The sequence below is a fragment of the Streptomyces mobaraensis genome (assembly GCF_020099395.1).
Lineage (GTDB): Bacteria > Actinomycetota > Actinomycetes > Streptomycetales > Streptomycetaceae > Streptomyces.
Genome location: NZ_CP083590.1, coordinates 4,134,932 through 4,152,975 on the forward strand (window position 1 = coordinate 4,134,932; position 18,044 = coordinate 4,152,975).

General features: G+C 72.3%; 12 protein-coding genes and 1 pseudogene. 12 read left to right on the forward strand and 1 reads right to left on the reverse strand.

Features of this window, described 5'->3' with window-relative positions; genetic code table 11:
* The 10 genes and pseudogenes from nuoE to nuoN all read left to right on the forward strand — a co-directional run bounded on the left by nuoE (position 1) and on the right by nuoN (position 13,184).
* Positions 1-873, forward strand: a complete 873-nt coding sequence (gene nuoE, locus K7I03_RS18045; RefSeq protein WP_224347444.1) for an NADH-quinone oxidoreductase subunit NuoE — start codon at positions 1-3, stop codon at positions 871-873.
* Positions 870-2,249, forward strand: a complete 1,380-nt coding sequence (gene nuoF, locus K7I03_RS18050; protein WP_185943881.1) for an NADH-quinone oxidoreductase subunit NuoF — start codon at positions 870-872, stop codon at positions 2,247-2,249. Before nuoE ends, nuoF begins: the two co-directional genes overlap by 4 nt.
* A complete protein-coding gene (locus K7I03_RS18055; protein WP_185943882.1) occupies positions 2,246-4,765 on the forward strand; it encodes an NADH-quinone oxidoreductase subunit G in 2,520 nt (839 codons plus the stop codon). The genes nuoF and K7I03_RS18055 overlap by 4 nt, the downstream gene beginning before the upstream one ends.
* Positions 4,762-6,201 carry an NADH-quinone oxidoreductase subunit NuoH gene (gene nuoH, locus K7I03_RS18060; RefSeq protein WP_185943883.1) on the forward strand — a complete coding sequence of 480 codons (1,440 nt, stop codon included), beginning with the start codon at positions 4,762-4,764 and terminating at the stop codon, positions 6,199-6,201. The genes K7I03_RS18055 and nuoH overlap by 4 nt, the downstream gene beginning before the upstream one ends.
* On the forward strand, positions 6,194-6,799 hold the full coding sequence (gene nuoI / locus K7I03_RS18065; RefSeq protein WP_185943884.1) for an NADH-quinone oxidoreductase subunit NuoI: 606 nt from the start codon (positions 6,194-6,196) through the stop codon (positions 6,797-6,799). Before nuoH ends, nuoI begins: the two co-directional genes overlap by 8 nt.
* A complete protein-coding gene (locus K7I03_RS18070) occupies positions 6,796-7,620 on the forward strand; it encodes an NADH-quinone oxidoreductase subunit J (RefSeq protein WP_185943885.1) in 825 nt (274 codons plus the stop codon). Before nuoI ends, K7I03_RS18070 begins: the two co-directional genes overlap by 4 nt.
* Positions 7,617-7,916, forward strand: a complete 300-nt coding sequence (gene nuoK / locus K7I03_RS18075) for an NADH-quinone oxidoreductase subunit NuoK (RefSeq protein ID WP_004941739.1) — start codon at positions 7,617-7,619, stop codon at positions 7,914-7,916. The genes K7I03_RS18070 and nuoK overlap by 4 nt, the downstream gene beginning before the upstream one ends.
* A gap of 13 nt (positions 7,917-7,929) precedes the next feature.
* Complete coding sequence (gene nuoL, locus K7I03_RS18080; protein ID WP_185943886.1) at positions 7,930-9,900, forward strand: NADH-quinone oxidoreductase subunit L; 1,971 nt, start codon at positions 7,930-7,932, stop codon at positions 9,898-9,900.
* Positions 9,901-9,902: 2 nt separating this feature from the next.
* The gene (locus tag K7I03_RS18085; RefSeq protein ID WP_185943887.1) at positions 9,903-11,516 is read left to right on the forward strand and encodes an NADH-quinone oxidoreductase subunit M; all 1,614 of its coding nucleotides are present in this window, start codon (positions 9,903-9,905) and stop codon (positions 11,514-11,516) included.
* Positions 11,513-13,184: pseudogene (nuoN, locus tag K7I03_RS18090) on the forward strand (NADH-quinone oxidoreductase subunit NuoN). Before K7I03_RS18085 ends, nuoN begins: the two are co-directional and overlap by 4 nt.
* Before the next feature lie 307 nt (positions 13,185-13,491).
* On the opposite strand, the gene fahA reads toward nuoN, so the two are convergent.
* Complete coding sequence (fahA, locus tag K7I03_RS18095; protein WP_185943889.1) at positions 13,492-14,685, reverse strand: fumarylacetoacetase; 1,194 nt, start codon at positions 14,683-14,685, stop codon at positions 13,492-13,494.
* 294 nt (positions 14,686-14,979) lie between these two features.
* Between fahA and K7I03_RS18100 the strand changes: the two genes are divergently transcribed.
* The gene (locus K7I03_RS18100) at positions 14,980-16,242 is read left to right on the forward strand and encodes a carboxylate--amine ligase (protein WP_224347106.1); all 1,263 of its coding nucleotides are present in this window, start codon (positions 14,980-14,982) and stop codon (positions 16,240-16,242) included.
* Between the two features lie 262 nt (positions 16,243-16,504).
* Positions 16,505-17,710, forward strand: coding sequence for an FAD-dependent oxidoreductase (locus tag K7I03_RS18105; protein WP_185943891.1), 1,206 nt, complete (start codon positions 16,505-16,507; stop codon positions 17,708-17,710).
* Positions 17,711-18,044: the final 334 nt, after the last annotated feature.

Genomic DNA, 18,044 nt, shown 5'->3' on the forward strand with positions numbered 1-18,044 from the left:
ATGCCCCAGCTCCCCGCCCCCGACTACCCCGCCGAGGTGCGCGCCCGGCTGGAGGCCGACGCGCGGGAGGTGATCGGCCGGTATCCCGACAGCCGCAGCGCGCTGCTGCCGCTGCTGCACCTGGTGCAGGCCGAGGAGGGGTACGTCACCCGCACCGGCGTCCGCTTCTGCGCCGAGCAACTCGGCCTGACGACGGCCGAGGTGACGGCGGTCGCGACGTTCTACACCATGTACCGCCGCAAGCCGAGCGGCGACTACCAGGTGGGGGTGTGCACCAACACGCTCTGCGCGGTGCTCGGTGGCGACGCCATCTTCGACGCGCTCAAGACGCACCTGGGCGTGGAGAACGGGGAGACCACCGGCGACGGCAAGGTCACCCTGGAGCACATCGAGTGCAACGCGGCCTGCGACTTCGCGCCCGTGCTGATGGTCAACTGGGAGTTCTTCGACAACCAGACCGTCGAGAGCGCCAAGCGCCTGGTGGACGACCTGCGCGCCGGGCGCACGGTCGAGCCCACGCGCGGGGCGCCCCTCTGCACGTACCGCGAGACCTCCCGCATCCTGGCCGGCTTCCCGGACGAGCGGCCGGGCGCGGTGGAGGCGGGCGGCGGTGCCGGGCACGCCTCGCTGGCCGGGCTGCGGCTGGCCAGGGGCGAGACCGGCCCGGCGCGCGTCGGACCACCGCGCGGCGCACCGCCGTTGGGCGAGCGCCCCCCGGAGCACCCGAGCTCCCACGACGCGCCCCGGCCCACGTCCGCCTCGGACCCCGCCCATCCCAGCGGACCGGTCACGGGCAGCGGGCCGGCCACCGGGAGCGGGCCGGCCACCGGGACAGGACCGGTCTCCGGGACCACCGAGGAGGGGGAGGAATGACCGTGTCCACCGACTACGGCGGGACCCCGCGGCCGGAGGCCGGCGGAGGAGACGGACCCGAGAAGCTGCTCGCACCCGTGCTCAGCGCCTTCTGGGACGACCCCCGCTCCTGGACGCTGGAGACCTACCTCCGGCACGACGGCTACCAGGGGCTGCGCAAGGCCCTGGCGATGTCACCGGACGACGTGATCGCCTATGTGAAGGACTCCGGCCTCCGCGGCCGCGGCGGCGCGGGCTTCCCCACCGGGATGAAGTGGCAGTTCATCCCGCAGAACGACGGCAAGCCGCACTACCTCGTCGTCAACGCGGACGAGTCCGAGCCGGGCACCTGCAAGGACATCCCCCTCCTCTTCGCCAACCCGCACTCCCTCGTCGAGGGAATGATCATCGCCTGCTACGCGATCCGCTCCACCCGGGCGTTCATCTACCTCCGCGGCGAGACCGTCCCCGTCCTCCGCCGGCTGCACGAGGCCGTCCGCGAGGCGTACGCCGCCGGCTACCTCGGCCGGAACATCCTCGGCAGCGGCACCGACCTGGACATCACCGTGCACGCGGGCGCGGGCGCCTACATCTGCGGCGAGGAGACGGCCCTCCTCGACTCGCTCGAAGGCCGCCGCGGCCAGCCCCGGCTCCGACCCCCCTTCCCCGCGGTGGCGGGCCTCTACGCCTGCCCCACTGTGGTGAACAACGTCGAATCCATCGCGTCGGTTCCCTCGATCCTCAACCGGGGCAAGGAATGGTTCCGTTCGATGGGCAGCGAGAAGTCCCCGGGCTTCACGCTGTACTCGCTGAGCGGCCACGTCGTCCGTCCCGGCCAGTACGAGGCGCCGCTCGGCATCACGCTGCGCCAGCTGCTCGACATGAGCGGCGGGATGCGCCCGGGTCACCGGCTCAAGTTCTGGACGCCCGGCGGTTCTTCGACTCCGCTGCTCACCGACGAGCACCTGGACGTGCCGCTGGACTACGAGGCGGTGGGCGCCGCCGGCTCGATGCTGGGCACCAAGGCCCTCCAGTGCTTCGACGAGACGACCTGCGTCGTCCGGGCGGTCACCCGGTGGACCGAGTTCTACGCGCACGAGTCCTGCGGCAAGTGCACGCCCTGCCGCGAAGGGACGTACTGGCTCGTCCAGTTGCTGCGCGACATCGAGGCGGGCCGCGGCCGGCTCACCGACCTCGACAAGATCGAGGACATCGCCGACAACATCAACGGCAAGTCGTTCTGCGCCCTCGGCGACGGCGCGGCGAGCCCGATCTTCTCCTCGCTGAAGTACTTCCGGGCCGAGTACGAACAGCACGTCAAGGGCCGTGGCTGCCCCTTCGACCCGGCGAAGTCCACGGTGTGGGCCGACCAGTCGCACCCGGAGGTGCACGTATGACCGTCACCACGTCCGCGCCCTCCGGCGGGGGGAACGCGGCCGTACCCCCCGACGACCTGGTGTCCGTCACCATCGACGGCGTCCCGGTCTCCGTCCCCAAGGGCACCCTCGTCATCCGGGCCGCCGAGCTGGTGGGCATCGAGATCCCCCGGTTCTGCGACCACCCGCTGCTCGACCCGGTGGGCGCCTGCCGGCAGTGCATCGTGGAGGTCGAGGGCCAGCGCAAGCCCATGGCGTCCTGCACCATCACCTGCACCGACGGGATGGTGGTGAGGACCCAGCTCACCTCCCCGGTCGCCGGGAAGGCGCAGCGCGGGGTGATGGAGCTGCTGCTCATCAACCACCCGCTGGACTGCCCGGTCTGCGACAAGGGCGGCGAGTGCCCGCTGCAGAACCAGGCGATGACCGCCGGGCAGGCCGACACCCGGTTCGAGGGCCGCAAGCGCACCTACGAGAAGCCGGTGCCCGTCTCGCCGCAGATCCTGCTGGACCGCGAGCGGTGCGTGCTCTGCGCCCGCTGCACCCGGTTCTCCAACGAGATCGCCGGCGACCCGATGATCGAGCTGCTGGAGCGCGGCGCGCTGGAGCAGGTCGGCACCGGCGAGGGCGACCCCTTCCTCTCCTACCACTCGGGCAACACCATCCAGATCTGCCCGGTGGGCGCGCTGACCTCGGTGGCGTACCGGTTCCGCGCCCGGCCGTTCGACCTCGTCTCGTCGCCGACGGTCTGCGAGCACTGCGCGGGCGGCTGCGCGACCCGTACCGACCACCGGCGCGGCAAGGTGATGCGCCGGCTCGCGCAGGAGGACCCCGAGGTCAACGAGGAGTGGCTGTGCGACAAGGGGCGGTTCGCGTTCCGCTACGCGCAGCGGCCCGAGCGGCTGGAGACGCCACTCGTCCGCAACGCCGAGGGCGTCCTGGAGCCGGCGAGCTGGCCCGAGGCGCTGGAGGCGGCGGCCCGCGGACTGACCGCCGCGCACGGCCGGGCCGGGGTGCTGACCGGCGGCCGGCTGACGCTGGAGGACGCCTACGCGTACGCCAAGTTCGCGCGCGTCGCCCTCGGCACGCACGACGTCGACTTCCGCGCCCGCGTGCACAGCGGCGAGGAGGCCGACTTCCTGGCCGCCCGGGTCGCCGGACGCGGCCGGGACCTCGACGGCGAGGGGGTCACGTACCGCTCGCTGGAGCGCGCGCCGGCCGTGCTGCTCGTCGGTTTCGAGGCAGAGGAGGAGGCGCCGAGCGTCTTCCTGCGGCTGCGCAAGGCGTGGCGCAAACACGGCCAACGCGTCTTCTCCGTCGCGCCGTTCGCCACGCGCGGGCTGGAGAAGGCGGGCGGCACGCTGCTGCCCGCCGCCCCCGGCACGGAGCCGGAGTGGCTGCGCGCGCTGGCCGACGGCACCGCCCAGGATGCCCGTGCGGCGGCCGAGGCGCTGCGCGCGGAGGGCGCCGTGATCGTCGTCGGGGAGCGGGCGGCCGGGGTGCCGGGCCTGCTCACCGCCGCCGTGGCGACGGCCGCCGCGACCGGCGCGGCACTGGTGTGGATCCCGCGCCGGGCCGGGGAGCGCGGCGCGGTCGAGGCGGGCGCCCTGCCCGGGCTGCTGCCCGGCGGCCGGCTCGCCACCGACCCGCGCGCCCGGGAGGAGACGGCCGCCGTCTGGGGCCTTCCCGAGCTGCCGCGCGCGACGGGCCGGGACACCGGGCAGATCGTCGAGGCCGCCGCCACCGGCGAGTTGGGCGCTCTGCTCGTCGCCGGGGTGGAGCCCGCCGACCTGCCGGACCCGGCGCGGGCGCGGGAGGCGCTGGACGCGGTCGGCTTCCTGGTCTCGCTGGAGCAGCGGCCGAGCGAGGTGACGGACCGGGCGGACGTGGTCTTCCCCGTCTCGGCCGTCGTCGAGCGGTCCGGCACCTTCGTCGACTGGGAGGGGCGGGCCCGGCCGTTCGAGGCCGCGCTCAAGCCCGACCAGATGGTCCGCCGGCACGTCGTGCCGGACCTGCGCGTCCTGCACATGCTCGCCGACGCGATGGCCGCGGAGGCCGCCGGTCCACACGGGCCCGTACCGCTGCGGCTGCCCGACGTCCGGGCGGCGCGCGCCGAAATGGCCCGGCTGGGCCGCTGGACCGGCGCCCGCGCCGCCGACCCCGCCGAGCCCGCCCGTCCGGCGCCCGCCGCAGGACCGGGCGAGGCAGTCCTCGCCGGCCACCGGCTGCTGCTCGACCAGGGCCGGCTCCAGGACGGCGACGACGCCCTGGCCGCCACCCGGCACCCGGCCGTCGCCCGGCTCTCCCCGGCCACCGCGGCCGAGACGGGCGTCGCGGACGGCGAGCCGCTGGCCGTCACCGGACCGTCCGGCACCGTCCGGCTGCCGCTGCTGATCACGCCCATGCCGGACCGGGTGGTCTGGCTCCCGCTGAACTCCGCCGGCGGCGGCGTCGCCTCCGACATCGGGGCGCGCCCCGGGGAGGCCGTGCGCATCGCACCCGGCGGGGACGTCGAGGGACCGGAGGTGCTGTCGTGATCCCCGCCGTGGACGCGGTCCGGCCGGGGGAGCCCGGCTCCCTGGGCGGACTGGCCGTCGAGAACCTGTCGGTGTTCGGCCACGACCCCTGGTGGCTCGTGGTCGTCAAGGCCGTCTTCTGCTTCGCGTTCGTGATGGTGACGGTGCTGATCTCGATCGTCATGGAACGCAAGCTGATCGGGTGGATGCAGCTCCGCATCGGCCCCAACCGGCACGGCCCCTGGGGGATGCTGCAATCCCTGGCCGACGGTGTGAAGCTGATGCTGAAGGAAGACATTGTCGTCAAGCGCGCCGACAAGGCGGTGTACATCCTGGCGCCGATCGTCGCGGCCGTGCCGGCCTTCATGGCGATCGCGGTGATCCCGTTCGGACCGGCCGGCGACGAGGTGTCGATCTTCGGCACCCGGACCACGATGCAGCTCACCGACCTGCCCATCGGCGTCCTCTACATCCTGGCCACGGCCTCCGTCGGCATCTACGGGATCGTGCTCGGCGGGTGGTCCTCCGGCTCCACCTACCCGCTGCTCGGCGGCCTCCGCTCCTGCGCCCAGATGATCTCCTACGAGATCGCCATGGGCCTGTCGTTCGCCGCGGTCTTCCTCTACTCCGGCTCGATGTCCACCTCGGCGATCGTGGACGCGCAGCACAACCGCTGGTACGTGCTGCTGCTGCCGGTCTCCTTCATCGTCTACATCGTCGCGATGGTCGGGGAGACGAACCGGGCGCCGTTCGACCTGCCGGAGTCCGAGGGCGACCTGGTCGGCGGCTTCAACACCGAGTACTCGTCCATCAAGTTCGCGATGTTCATGCTCGCCGAGTACGTCAACATGGTGACGGTCTCGTCGGTCGCGGTGACGCTGTTCCTCGGCGGCTGGCGGGCGCCGTACCCGGTCTCGGCGTTCTGGGAGGGCGCGAACCACGGCTGGTGGCCGATGCTCTGGTTCGTCATCAAGCTCCAGCTGCTCCTCTTCTTCTTCATCTGGCTGCGCGCGACCCTGCCACGGCTGCGCTACGACCAGTTCATGAAGCTGGGCTGGAAGATCCTCATCCCGGTCTCGATGGTCTGGCTGATGCTCGTGGCGACGGTACGGGCGCTGCGGAACGAGGACTACGACTTCCAGTCGATCGTCCTCTACGTCGCGGGCGCGGTCGTCGCGATCCTGCTGGTCTCCTTCGTCGCCGACCTCTTCCGGGGACGGTCCCGCGAAGAGGGCGAAGCGGCCGACGGCGACGGCGAGTTCGATCCCCTGGCGGGCGGCTACCCCGTACCGCCGCTGCCCGGGCAGACGCTGCCGCCGGTGCCGCGCCGCAGGTCACGGCGGGAGCGGGAGCTGAGCGAGGCCGCTGTCAGTGGTGGGGTGCATACTCTGAGTGACGAATCCCGTGAGGGGTCGCGTGCCGGATCTCGTGACGGAAAGGAGGCCGGCGGTGCCTGAGTCTGCCCGCGAGGACGCCCCGCGTCCCCGCAAGAACCCCGTGGCCGGTTTCGGGGTGACGTTCAAGGACGTCTTCAAGAAGCGGCTGACCGAGCAGTATCCGGAGTACAAGAAACCCACCGCGCCGCGCTTCCACGGCCGGCACCAGCTCAACCGCCATCCGGACGGCCTGGAGAAGTGCATCGGCTGCGAGCTGTGCGCCTGGGCCTGCCCGGCCGACGCCATCTACGTCGAGGGCGCGGACAACACGGACGAGGAGCGCTACTCGCCGGGCGAGCGGTACGGGCGCGTCTACCAGATCAACTACCTGCGCTGCATCCTGTGCGGGCTGTGCGTCGAGGCGTGCCCGACCCGGGCGCTCACCATGACGAACGAGTACGAACTCGCCGACAAGAGCCGGGAATCGCTCATCTACACCAAGGAGGAGCTGCTCGCCGGCCTGGAGGACGGCATGGTCGACTCCCCGCACGCGATCTTCCCCGGTATGACCGAACAGGACTACTACCGGGGGCTGGTGACCGAGGCGGCGCCCGGCACCGAGCGCCAAGTGGCCGTCACCAAGGGCGAGAAGCCCGCGTCCGAGGGGGTGGAGGCGTGAACCTCGCCGCGGACTCCATGACCTCCACCGGCGAGGCCGTCCAGTTCTGGATCCTCGCGGTCGTCGCCACGGGCGGCGCGCTGGCCACGGTGCTGATGAGGAAGGCGGTGCACAGCGCCCTCTCCCTCGCCGGGACGATGATCGTGCTGGCGGTGTTCTACCTCGCCAACGGCGCCTACTTCCTCGGCATCGTGCAGATCGTCGTCTACACCGGCGCGATCATGATGCTGTTCCTCTTCGTCGTCATGCTCGTCGGCGTCACCGCCGCCGACTCGCTCCGCGAGACCATCCGGGGCCAGCGATGGCTGGCCGCCCTGTGCGGACTGGGCTTCGGCGTCCTGCTGATCGCCGGCATCGCCAACGCCTCGCTGCACCACTTCGACGGGCTCGGCCAGGCCAACTCCGGCGGGAACGTCGAGGGGCTCGCCGCCCTGGTCTTCACCAAGTACGTCTTCGCCTTCGAGATCACCGGCGCCCTGCTGATCACCGCCGCGGTCGGCGCCATGGTGCTCACCCACCGCGAGCGCATCCGCCGGGCCGCCACCCAGAAGGAGCTGTCCCGGCAGCGGGTGCGCGAGGGCGGCCACCTCGCGCCGCTGCCCGCCCCCGGCACCTACGCCCGGCACAACGCCAACGACATCCCCGCCCTGCTGCCGGACGGCACCCCGTCCGAGCTCAGCGTCAGCCCCACGCTGCGCGCCCGCGGCCAGGTGCGGGACGTCTCCGGCGAGGCGCTCGCGGACCTCGCGGCGCTGGAGCAGCGGTCGCGCGAGTGGCTGGAGCGCGACGGCGACGAGGACCGGAAGGGAGCCGTCAAGTGAACCCGGTCAGCTATCTCTACCTGTCCGCCCTGCTGTTCACCATCGGGGGCGTCGGGGTGCTCGTCCGGCGGAACGCGATCGTCGTCTTCATGTGCGTCGAGCTGATGCTGAACGCCTGCAACCTGGCGTTCGTCACCTTCTCCCGGATGCACGGCAACCTCGACGGCCAGATCATCGCCTTCTTCACGATGGTCGTCGCCGCGGCCGAGGTCGTCATCGGGCTCGCGATCATCGTCTCGGTCTACCGCGCCCGCCACTCGGCCTCGGTCGACGACGCCAGTCTGCTGAAGCTGTAAGGGGACGCCGCCAATGGAGAACCTCATCGGACTGCTCGTCCTCGCGCCCCTGCTGGGGGCGGGGATCCTGCTCTGCGGCGGAAGGGCCCTGGACCGCGCCGGGCACTGGCTGGGCACCCTGCTCGCGGCCGTCTCCTTCGCCCTCGGCGCGGTGCTCTTCGCCGACATGCTGGGCCGCGACGCCGAGGACCGCGCGCTGGACGTCACCGTCTTCCAGTGGGTGCCGGTCGGCGGCTTCCGCGCCGACGTCGGCTTCCACCTCGACCAGCTGTCCATGACCTTCGTCCTGCTGATCACGGGCGTGGGCACGCTGATCCACCTCTACTCCGTGGGGTACATGGAGCACGACGAGCGGCGCCGCCGCTTCTTCGGCTACCTGAACCTCTTCCTCGCCGCGATGCTGCTGCTCGTCGTGGCCGACAACTACCTGCTGCTGTACGTCGGATGGGAGGGCGTCGGCCTGGCGTCCTACCTGCTGATCGGCTTCTGGCAGCACAAGCCGAGCGCCGCGACCGCCGCCAAGAAGGCGTTCCTCGTCAACCGCGTCGGCGACGTCGGACTGTCCATCGCGATCATGCTGATGTTCACCACGTTCGGCACCTTCGCCTTCGACCCGGTGCTCGGTGACGCGGACCGGGCGGGCGAGGGCAAGCTCACCGCCATCGGCCTGATGCTGCTGCTCGCCGCCTGCGGCAAGTCGGCCCAGGTGCCGCTGCAGAGCTGGCTCGGGGACGCCATGGAGGGCCCGACCCCGGTCTCCGCCCTGATCCACGCGGCCACCATGGTGACCGCCGGCGTCTACCTGGTCACCCGCTCCGGCGCGATCTTCGAGGGGGCGCCGGACGCCCAGCTGGCCGTGGTCACGGTCGGGGCGGTCACCCTCCTCTTCGGTGCGATCGTCGGTTGCGCGAAGGACGACATCAAGAAGGCGCTGGCCGGTTCGACGATGTCGCAGATCGGCTACATGGTGCTGGCCGCCGGCCTCGGCCCGATCGGCTACGTCTTCGCGATCATGCACCTGGTGACCCACGGCTTCTTCAAGGCGGGGCTCTTCCTCGGCGCCGGGTCGGTCATGCACGGCATGAACGACGAGGTGGACATGCGCCGTTACGGCGGCCTGTGGCGCTATATGCCGGTCACCTTCGTCACCTTCGGGCTCGGCTACCTCGCCATCATCGGGTTCCCCGGGCTCTCCGGGTTCTTCTCCAAGGACAAGATCATCGAGGCGGCCTTCGCCAAGGGCGGCACCGAGGGCTGGATCCTCGGCGGCACGGCCCTGCTCGGCGCGGCCATCACCGCGTACTACATGACCCGCGTGATGATCATGACGTTCTTCGGTGAGAAGCGGTGGGCCCCGGCCCCCTCGCCGGACGCGCCCAGCGCGGAGCCCGCCGCCGAGAAGCACGGCGACGGGACGCACGGCGACGGGACGCACGGCGCCGGGGAGCTCCCGCACCCGCACGAGTCGCCGAAGTCGATGACGATCCCGATGATCCTGCTCGCCGTCGGATCGGTCTTCGCGGGCGGCCTGTTCACCCTCAACGACACCTTCCTGAAGTGGCTGGAGCCCGTCACCGGGCACGAGGAGGGCGACTCCCCGGTCAGCGCGCTCACCGTCACCGGGGCGACCATGGCCGTCCTCGTCGTCGGCGTCGCGCTCGCCTGGTTCCAGTACGGCCGCAAGCCCGTCCCCGTCACCCCGCCGCGCGGCTCGCTGCTCACCCGGGCGGCCCGCCGCGACCTCCTCCAGGACGACTTCAACCACATCGTCCTCGTACGCGGCGGGGAGCAGCTCACCCGCGGCCTGGTGGCGATCGACCGCACGGTGGTGGACGGCGCCGTCAACGGGACCGCCGTCACCGTCGGCGGGCTCTCCGGCCGGATGCGCAGGCTGCAGAACGGCTACGCGCGGTCGTACGCGGTCTCGATGTTCGGCGGCGCGGCGGTACTGATCGCCGCGACCCTGCTGATGAGGGCGGTTTGATCATGTCATTTCCCCTGCTTACCGCGACGGCCGCGGTCCCCGCCGTGGGCGCGGTCCTCACCGCCGCGGTCCCGGCCGCGCGCCGCGAGGCGGCCAAATGGCTCGCGCTCCTCTTCGCCTTGGGGACTCTGGTCCTGGCCGCGATCCAGCTCGTCCGCTTCGACCCGGACGGGGACGCGTTCCAGCTCACCGAATCCCACGCCTGGATCGCGGACTTCGGTGTCCGCTACGACCTGGGCGTCGACGGGATCGGTGTGGTCCTCGTCGCCCTGACGGCGCTGCTCGTCCCGTTCGTCCTGCTGGCCGGCTGGCACGACGCGGAGCCGCTGGAGGCCGCGGCGGCCGACCGCCGCTGGCGGCCCACCCAGGGCCTGTTCGCCCTGATCCTCATGGTCGAGGCGATGGTGGTGATCTCCTTCGAGGCCACCGACGTCTTCCTCTTCTACGTCTTCTTCGAAGCCATGCTCATCCCGATGTACTTCCTCATCGGCGGCTTCGGGGACCGGACCGGGGAGCCGGCCGACGCGGGCGAGGCGGCGGCCCGCCGCTCCCGCGCGGCCGTGAAGTTCCTGCTGTACAACCTCGCCGGCGGGCTCGTCATGCTGGCCGCGGTGGTCGGGCTGTACGCGGTCACCGCCGACCAGCTCGGCACCGGCACGTTCTCGCTCCAGGAGATCGTCCAGGCCCGGGCCGCCGGCAGACTGGAGTTCGCCACCGTCACCGAACGCGCCCTGTTCCTGGGCTTCTTCTTCGCCTTCGCCGTCAAGGCGCCGCTCTGGCCGCTGCACACCTGGCTGCCCGGCGCCATGGGCGAGGCCACCGCGCCCGTCGCCGTCCTGATCACCGCCGTGGTCGACAAAGTCGGTACCTTCGCGATGCTGCGGTTCTGCCTCCAGCTCTTCCCCGGGGCGTCCAAGTGGGCCACCCCGGTGATCATCGTGCTGGCGCTGATCAGCATCCTCTACGGCGCCCTGCTCGCCGTCGCCCAGCGGGACATCAAGCGTCTGATCGCGTATGCCTCGCTCTCCCACTTCGGCTTCATCATCCTGGGCGTCTTCGCGATGACCACCCAGGGCCAGGGCGGCGCCACGCTCTACATGGTCAACCACGGGATCTCCACGGCCGCGCTGATGCTGGTCGCCGGCTTCCTGATCAGCCGCCGCGGCTCCCGGCTCATCGCCGACTACGGCGGGGTGCAGAAGGTCGCGCCGGTCCTCGCGGGCACCTTCCTCATCGGCGGCCTGGCCACGCTGTCGCTACCGGGGCTCGCGCCGTTCGTCTCCGAATTCCTCGTCCTGGTCGGCACGTTCAGCCGCTACCCGGTGGCGGGCGCCGTCGCGACCGTCGGCATCGTCCTCGCCGCCCTCTACGTCCTGGTGCTGTACCAGCGCACCATGACCGGGCCGGTGAAGGAGCCGGTGCGCGGCATGCCCGACCTCCGGGTCCGTGAACTCGTGGTCGTCACCCCGCTGATCGCCCTGCTCCTTTTCCTGGGCGTCTACCCGAAGCCGGTGACGCGGATCCTCGATCCCGCCGTCGAACACACCATGTCCCAGGTCCACAAGACCGACCCCCGGCCCGATGTCCGGGTGAGCACCGCGGAGGGCGCGAAGTGAGCCGAGCAGCCGCCGTCCACAGCCTGTGGACGGACTCGTCCGCGTCGGCGGTCCTCGCCGACGCCCCCAGGAAGATCCCCGCACCGCACATCGAGTACGCCCAGCTCTCCCCGGTGCTGATCGTCCTCGGCGCCGCCGTGGTGGCCGTCCTCGCGGAGGCGTTCCTGCCCCGCCGGTCCCGCCACCTCGCCCAGGTGGCCGTCACCGTCGTCGGGCTCGCCGCCGCGTTCGCCGCCGTCGTCGCGCTCGCCGCCAAGGGCTACGCCACCAACAAGGCGCACGTGGCGGCGATGGGCGCGGTCGCCGTCGACGGCCCGGCCCTCTTCCTCCAGGGCACGATCCTCCTCGTCGCCCTGGTCGCCGCCCTCGGCTTCGCCGAACGCCGGCTCGACCCCCGCCGCGCACGGCCGCCCCGTCGACTCCTTCGCCGCCCAGGCCGCCGCCGTCCCCGGCGGCGACGCCGAACAGGAGGCGGTCAGGGCCGGCTGGACGACCAGCGAGGTCTTCCCGCTGCTGCTGTTCGCGGTCGCCGGCATGCTGGTGTTCCCCGCCGCCGACGACCTGCTGACCCTCTTCGTCGCGCTGGAGGTCTTCTCCCTCCCGCTGTACGTCCTGTGCGCGCTGGCCCGCCGCAAGCGGCTGCTCTCGCAGGAGGCGGCGGTCAAGTACTTCCTCCTCGGCGCCTTCTCCTCGGCGATCCTGCTGTTCGGCGTCGCCCTGCTCTACGGCTACGCCGGCACCGTCACCTACTCCGGCATCGCCGACGTCGTCAACGGCACCGTCCGCACCGTCTCCCCGGCTCTCGCCTCCTCCACCGGCAACGACGCGCTGCTGCTCATCGGCGGCGCGATGGTCCTCATGGGCCTCCTCTTCAAGGTCGGCGCCGCGCCCTTCCACATGTGGACCCCCGACGTCTACCAGGGCGCCCCCACGCCCGTCACCGGCTTCATGGCCGCGGCCACCAAGGTCGCCGCCTTCGGTGCCCTGCTGCGGCTGCTCTACGTCGTCCTGCCCGGCCTGCGCTGGGACTGGCGACCGGTCATGTGGGGCGTCGCCATCCTGACGATGCTGGTCGGCGCGATCGTCGCCGTCACCCAGACCGACGTCAAGCGGCTCCTCGCCTACTCCTCCATCGCCCACGCCGGCTTCATCCTCGCCGGCGTCATCGCCATCAGCCCCGACGGCGTCTCCTCCGTCCTCTTCTACCTGGCCGCCTACTCCTTCGTCACGCTGGGCGCGTTCGCCGTCGTGACGCTGGTACGGGACGCCGGCGGTGAGGCGACGCAACTGTCCAAGTGGGCGGGCCTCGGGCGCCGTTCGCCGCTCGTCGCCGCCGTCTTCGCGGTCTTCCTGCTCGCCTTCGCCGGCATCCCGCTCACCAGCGGCTTCGCCGGGAAGTTCGCGGTCTTCAAGGCGGCGGCCGAGAGCGGGGGCGCTCCGCTGGTGATCGTGGGTGTGGTGTCGTCGGCGATCGCCGCGTTCTTCTACATCCGCGTGATCGTGCTGATGTTCTTCAACGAGCCTCGGGCGGACGGGCCTACGGTCGCCGTGCCGAGCGCTTTGACGACGGTGGCGATCGGGGTGGGGGTCGTGGTGACCTTGGTGTTGGGGGTGGCGCCGCAGTATTTCCTGGAACTGGCGGGGGATGCGGGGGTGTTCGTTCGGTGAGGGTGCCCCGGACCCTTCCTTAGAGGGGGGACCCCCACTTCGCCGTTTCCTGGGGGCTGCGCCCCCAGACCCCGCTTTTCGCGGCTCCGCCGCTCGTGCTCAAACTCCCCCAGAGGGGGGGACCCCCAACGGGCTGGATATCGCGCCCGGGCGCATGATTCAGCCCGTCTGGGGGCACCCCCTCTGGGGGAGTTTGAGGACAACCGCGCGGAGCGCGGTTTCGGGGGTGCGGGGGCGCAGCCCCCGCAAGAAACTGGGGGCACCTCCCAGCGGTAGCTGGGGGAGAAAGGGCGGGGCTGGGGACCCTCTACCGGCCCTCGGCCGGAAGTACGCGCCCCGCGACCTCCCCCAGTCCGATGCGCGCCCCGTCGCGCCCCGGCGCCCAAGCCGTGATCACGACCTCGTCCCCGTCCGCGAGGAACGGCCCCTTCCCCGCCGTGATTTCGAGGAGGCAGCCGAGCTGATCCGACTCCGGCCCGCTCACCGTCCCGGACGCGTAGAAGTCGCCGGTCCGCAGCGACGCCCCGTTCACGGTCATGTGGGCGAGCTGCTGGGCCGCCGTCCAGTACATGGCGGAGAAGGGCGGCCGGGAGACGACCTCGCCGTTGATGCGGACCTCCAGGCGGATGTCGATGCCGCCGGGCTCGGCCGCCGAGGAGTCGTCGAGGTACGGGAGGAGCGGGAAGTCGCGGGCCGGTGGTGCGACACGGGCGGCGTCGAAGGCTTCCAGGGGGGTGATCCAGGCGGAGACCGACGTGGCGAAGGACTTGCCGAGGAAGGGGCCGAGGGGCACGTACTCCCAGGACTGGATGTCGCGCGCGGACCAGTCGTTGACGAGGCAGACGCCGAAGACGTGGTCGCGGAAGGCGTCCAGCGGCACGGGCGTCCGTGCGGGTGCCGGGGTGCCGACGACGAAGCCGACCTCGGCCTCGATGTCGAGCCGGCGGGACGGGCCGAACGAGGGGAGTTCCTCGTCGGGCGCCTTGCGCTGCCCCTGAGGGCGGACGACGTCCGTGCCGGAGACGACGACCGTGCCCGCGCGGCCGTGGTAACCGATGGGCAGGTGCTTCCAGTTCGGGGGCAGCGCCTGGCCGTTGGGGCGGAAGATGCGGCCCGCGTTGGTCGCGTGGTGCTCGCTCGCGTAGAAGTCGACGTAGTCCGCGACCTCGAACGGCAGGTGCAGGGTGACCTCGTCCAGCGGGTGGGCGTACCCGCCGGGCAGGGTGCCGTCGTCGAGCATGCCGCGGATCTCGGCGCGTACCGCCTGCCAGACCGGGCGTCCGGCGGCCATCAGCGGGTTGAGCACGGGCTGGTCGAGCAGATCGGCGTACGCCGACCCGCGTTCGGCGGCGGCGGTCGCCGCGTCGAGGACGTACGCGCCGTAGCGCACGCCGATCCGCGGGTGCTCGGGAGCGCCCGGGGTGGTGAAGACGCCATAGGGGAGTGCGTCCGCGCCGAAGGGGTCGCCTTCGGGCAGTTCGTGGGGGCTGTGCTGGGGCATGGGTCTCGCGGCCTCGCCTTCTCCACTCGGAGTGCACGTCGGATGCACGGGAGCCTCACATTACGGGTTGACGGCCGACGGGCAAGAGCTGTTCGAGGGGTGTTCCCGCTTCGGGAAACGGTGTTCCAATCCGGGGAAAAGGTAGGGCAATGTCCGGTAACTCCTTGCTGGAGGCGATGATTCCGAAGTAGCGTCCTAAGTCGGGTCACACACAGTGGGGGGCCGCTGAGGGCGGGGTGGCCGAGGGGGGAGCTGGTGGCGAGCAGGAGCGCGTCCGTATCGGCGGACGGGTCAGTGCCCGGGTTGATCGTGAAGTTCGGTGACTATCCCCTGCACCACGGCGGCGTCGGTGCGATCCGCAGTCTCGGAAGACTCGGCGTGCCGATGTACGCCATCACCGAGGACCGGTGGACCCCGGCGGCCGTCTCGCGTTATCTGAGCGCCGGATTCGTCTGGCCGACGACCGGCACCGAAGGGGCCGGGGAGCTGGTGGCGGGCCTGCTCCGGATAGCCGAGCGGATCGGCCGTCCCACCGTGCTGCTGCCCACCGACGAGGAGGCGGCCGTGCTCATCGCCGAGCACGCGGACGTGCTGGCCGGTCCGTTCCTCTTCCCGCCGGTGGAACGGGAGTTGCCGCGGCGGCTGGCCAGCAAGCAGGGGCTGTACGAGCTGTGCGTGGAACACGGGGTGCCGGCCCCGACGACACTGTTCCCCGCCACCTACGAGGAGATCGAGAAGTACGCCGCCACCGCCGTCTTCCCGCTGGTGGCCAAGAACCGCGAGGCGTTCGAACGCCGCCGCAGGCCGGCCGTGGCCGGGACGACGCGGATCGCCGACGCCCGCCGGCTGCTGGAGCTGGCCCGCGACTGGGGGCCCCAGCCGGGGGTGATCCTCCAGGAGTACCTGCCGCGCGAGGAGGCCGAGGACTGGATCGTCCACGCCTACTTCGACGCCGACAGCGTGCCGCGTGCCCTGTTCACCGGCGTCAAGGTGCGTTCCTGGCCGCCGCACGCGGGCATGACCGCCAACGCCTACGTCGTCGACAACCCCGAACTGGCGGCCATGACCGCCCAGTTCATCAAGCAGATCGGCTTCTGCGGCATCGTCGACCTCGACTGGCGGTTCGACCGCCGCGACGGCCGGTACAAGCTGCTGGACTTCAACCCCCGGATGGGCGCCCAGTTCCGCCTCTTCGAGAGCGAGGCGGGCATAGATGTCGTCCGTGCCCAGCACCTCGACCTCACCGGGCGGCCGGTCCCCGAGGGCGAGCAGCTCACCGGCCGGCGGTTCGTCGTCGAGAACATCGACCTGCCCGCCCTCGCCGCCTACCGGCGCAGCGGCTACACCACCCCGCACGCTCCCGCCCGCGCCAACGGGACGGAGCTCGCCTGGGCGGCGCGGGACGACATGAAACCGTTCCTGACCATGCTCGCCCGGCTCGTCCGGCCCGGGACGAGACACCTGTGGCAGCTGTGGCGCTCCCGGCGCCGGGCCCACGCGGCCGCCGCCCGGGCGGTGCCCGCCGCCCCGGCCGCGGTGGCCGAGCGGACGGAGTGACGGCGGAGGTCGACGGGAGGCGACGGGAAGCGACGGGGTGTCGGGCGCCTTCGGGTGCCCGGGGAAGGAGCGCCGAGGAGCCCAGGGCGCACGGGGGCCCGTACGCGCCCCCGGCGCCCGTACCCGCCCCGCCGGGCTCCCGCACCCCCAGCGGTCACACCCGCCCCGCAACGCCCGCGTACGCACCGCGTGCGCGGAAGTGACGCAGCAGACCGGCCCCGCGAGCGCCTCGCGGGCCGGGAGACGCCCTGGGAGGGCACACGTGACACTTCCGGTAGCAGTCATCGGGGCCGGCCCGTACGGCCTCTCGACCGCAGCCCACCTGAAGGCGCGCGGCGTTCCGACGCGCGTCTTCGGCTCGCCGATGGTGAGCTGGCGGGAGCAGATGCCCGCCGGGATGCTGCTGAAATCCACCCCCGCGGCCTCGGACATCGACGCCCCGCAGCCCGGCCACACCCTGCTCGACTACTGCCTGGACGTGGGGGAGCGGCGCTACGAGTCGGACTGGGACGTCATCCCCGTCGAGACCTTCGCCGCGTACGGGCAGTGGTTCCAGCGGCGGCTGGTGCCGGGGCTGGAGCAGGTGCGGGTGAAGTCCGTGGAGCGGCGCCAGGGCGGCCCCGGGTTCGAGCTCACGCTGGACTCCGGCGAGCAGTTCGCCGCCCGCGCGGTCGTGGTGGCCACCGGGCTGAGCGGGCTGGCCCGGGTCCCCGGCGAGCTGGCCGCGGCGGTGCCCGGCGGGCCGGCCGAGGGCGTCCCGTTCTCGCACAGCTCGCACCACCGCGACCTGTCCGGCTTCGCGGGCCGGCACGTCGCCGTGATCGGCGCCGGGCAGTCGGCCCTGGAGACCGCCGTGCTGCTGGCGGAGGCGGGCGCCGCCTCGGTACGGGTCGTGGCCAGGCGGCGCGGGGCGGTCCGGTTCGGGGCGGCGCCGGACGGGCAGTCGCCGCTGAAACCGGACACGCCGTTCGGACGGGCCTGGTCGCTGTACGCGTTCTCGTACCACGCGGACGGCTTCCGCCGGCTGCCCCCGCGGACCCGCGCGTACCTGGTCCGCCGGGTGCTGGGACCGCTCGGCGCCTGGTGGCTGCGCGAGCGCTTCGTGGGCCGGGTCCAGGTGACCGAGGGGAAGCGGGTCGTCCGGGCCCGGCTGGCGGAGGGCCGGCCGGTGCTGACGCTCGCGGAGTCCGCCGACGGGCCGGAGAGCGAGCTCACCGCCGACCATGTGATCGCTGCCACGGGCTACCGGGTCGACCTGGGCGCCCTGGACTTCCTGGGGGACAGCGTCCGGGCCCGGCTGGCGGCGAGCGCCGGCGGCCCCCGCCTCGGCGCGGGCTACCACTCGTCCGTTCCCGGTCTCTTCTTCACCGGCCTGCCGGCGGCGGCGAGCTACGGCCCGGTGATGCGGTTCGTCTGCGGGACGGCATACGCGTCGCCGCGGCTGGCACGAGCGGTGGCGGCGCTCTGACGGACCGTGACCGCCGGGTCGTGTCCCCCACAGGGGGCACTTCTCGTCGCACCGATTCCACGGAGGTGGGGTCCGGCGCGGGAAGCGACGCCGGCGCCGACACCGGAACCGGAAACGGCGTCGGTATCGGAGTCGGAGTCGACAATTCCGTTTCTGGTCGCCGCCGGTGTGCGCCCGCCCGCTCCCGGCTGGCCCCCGCCCCCCTCCGTCCACCCGCCGGACGGGCTGATTCCGGCCCGTCCGGCCCCTTTTCGACGGGCGGGGGCCGCCGGTATGGGCCGAGGGCGGCCCGGAGGGCCGGGGGAGGGGCCGCGAAAACGGCCGGGAAGCAGCC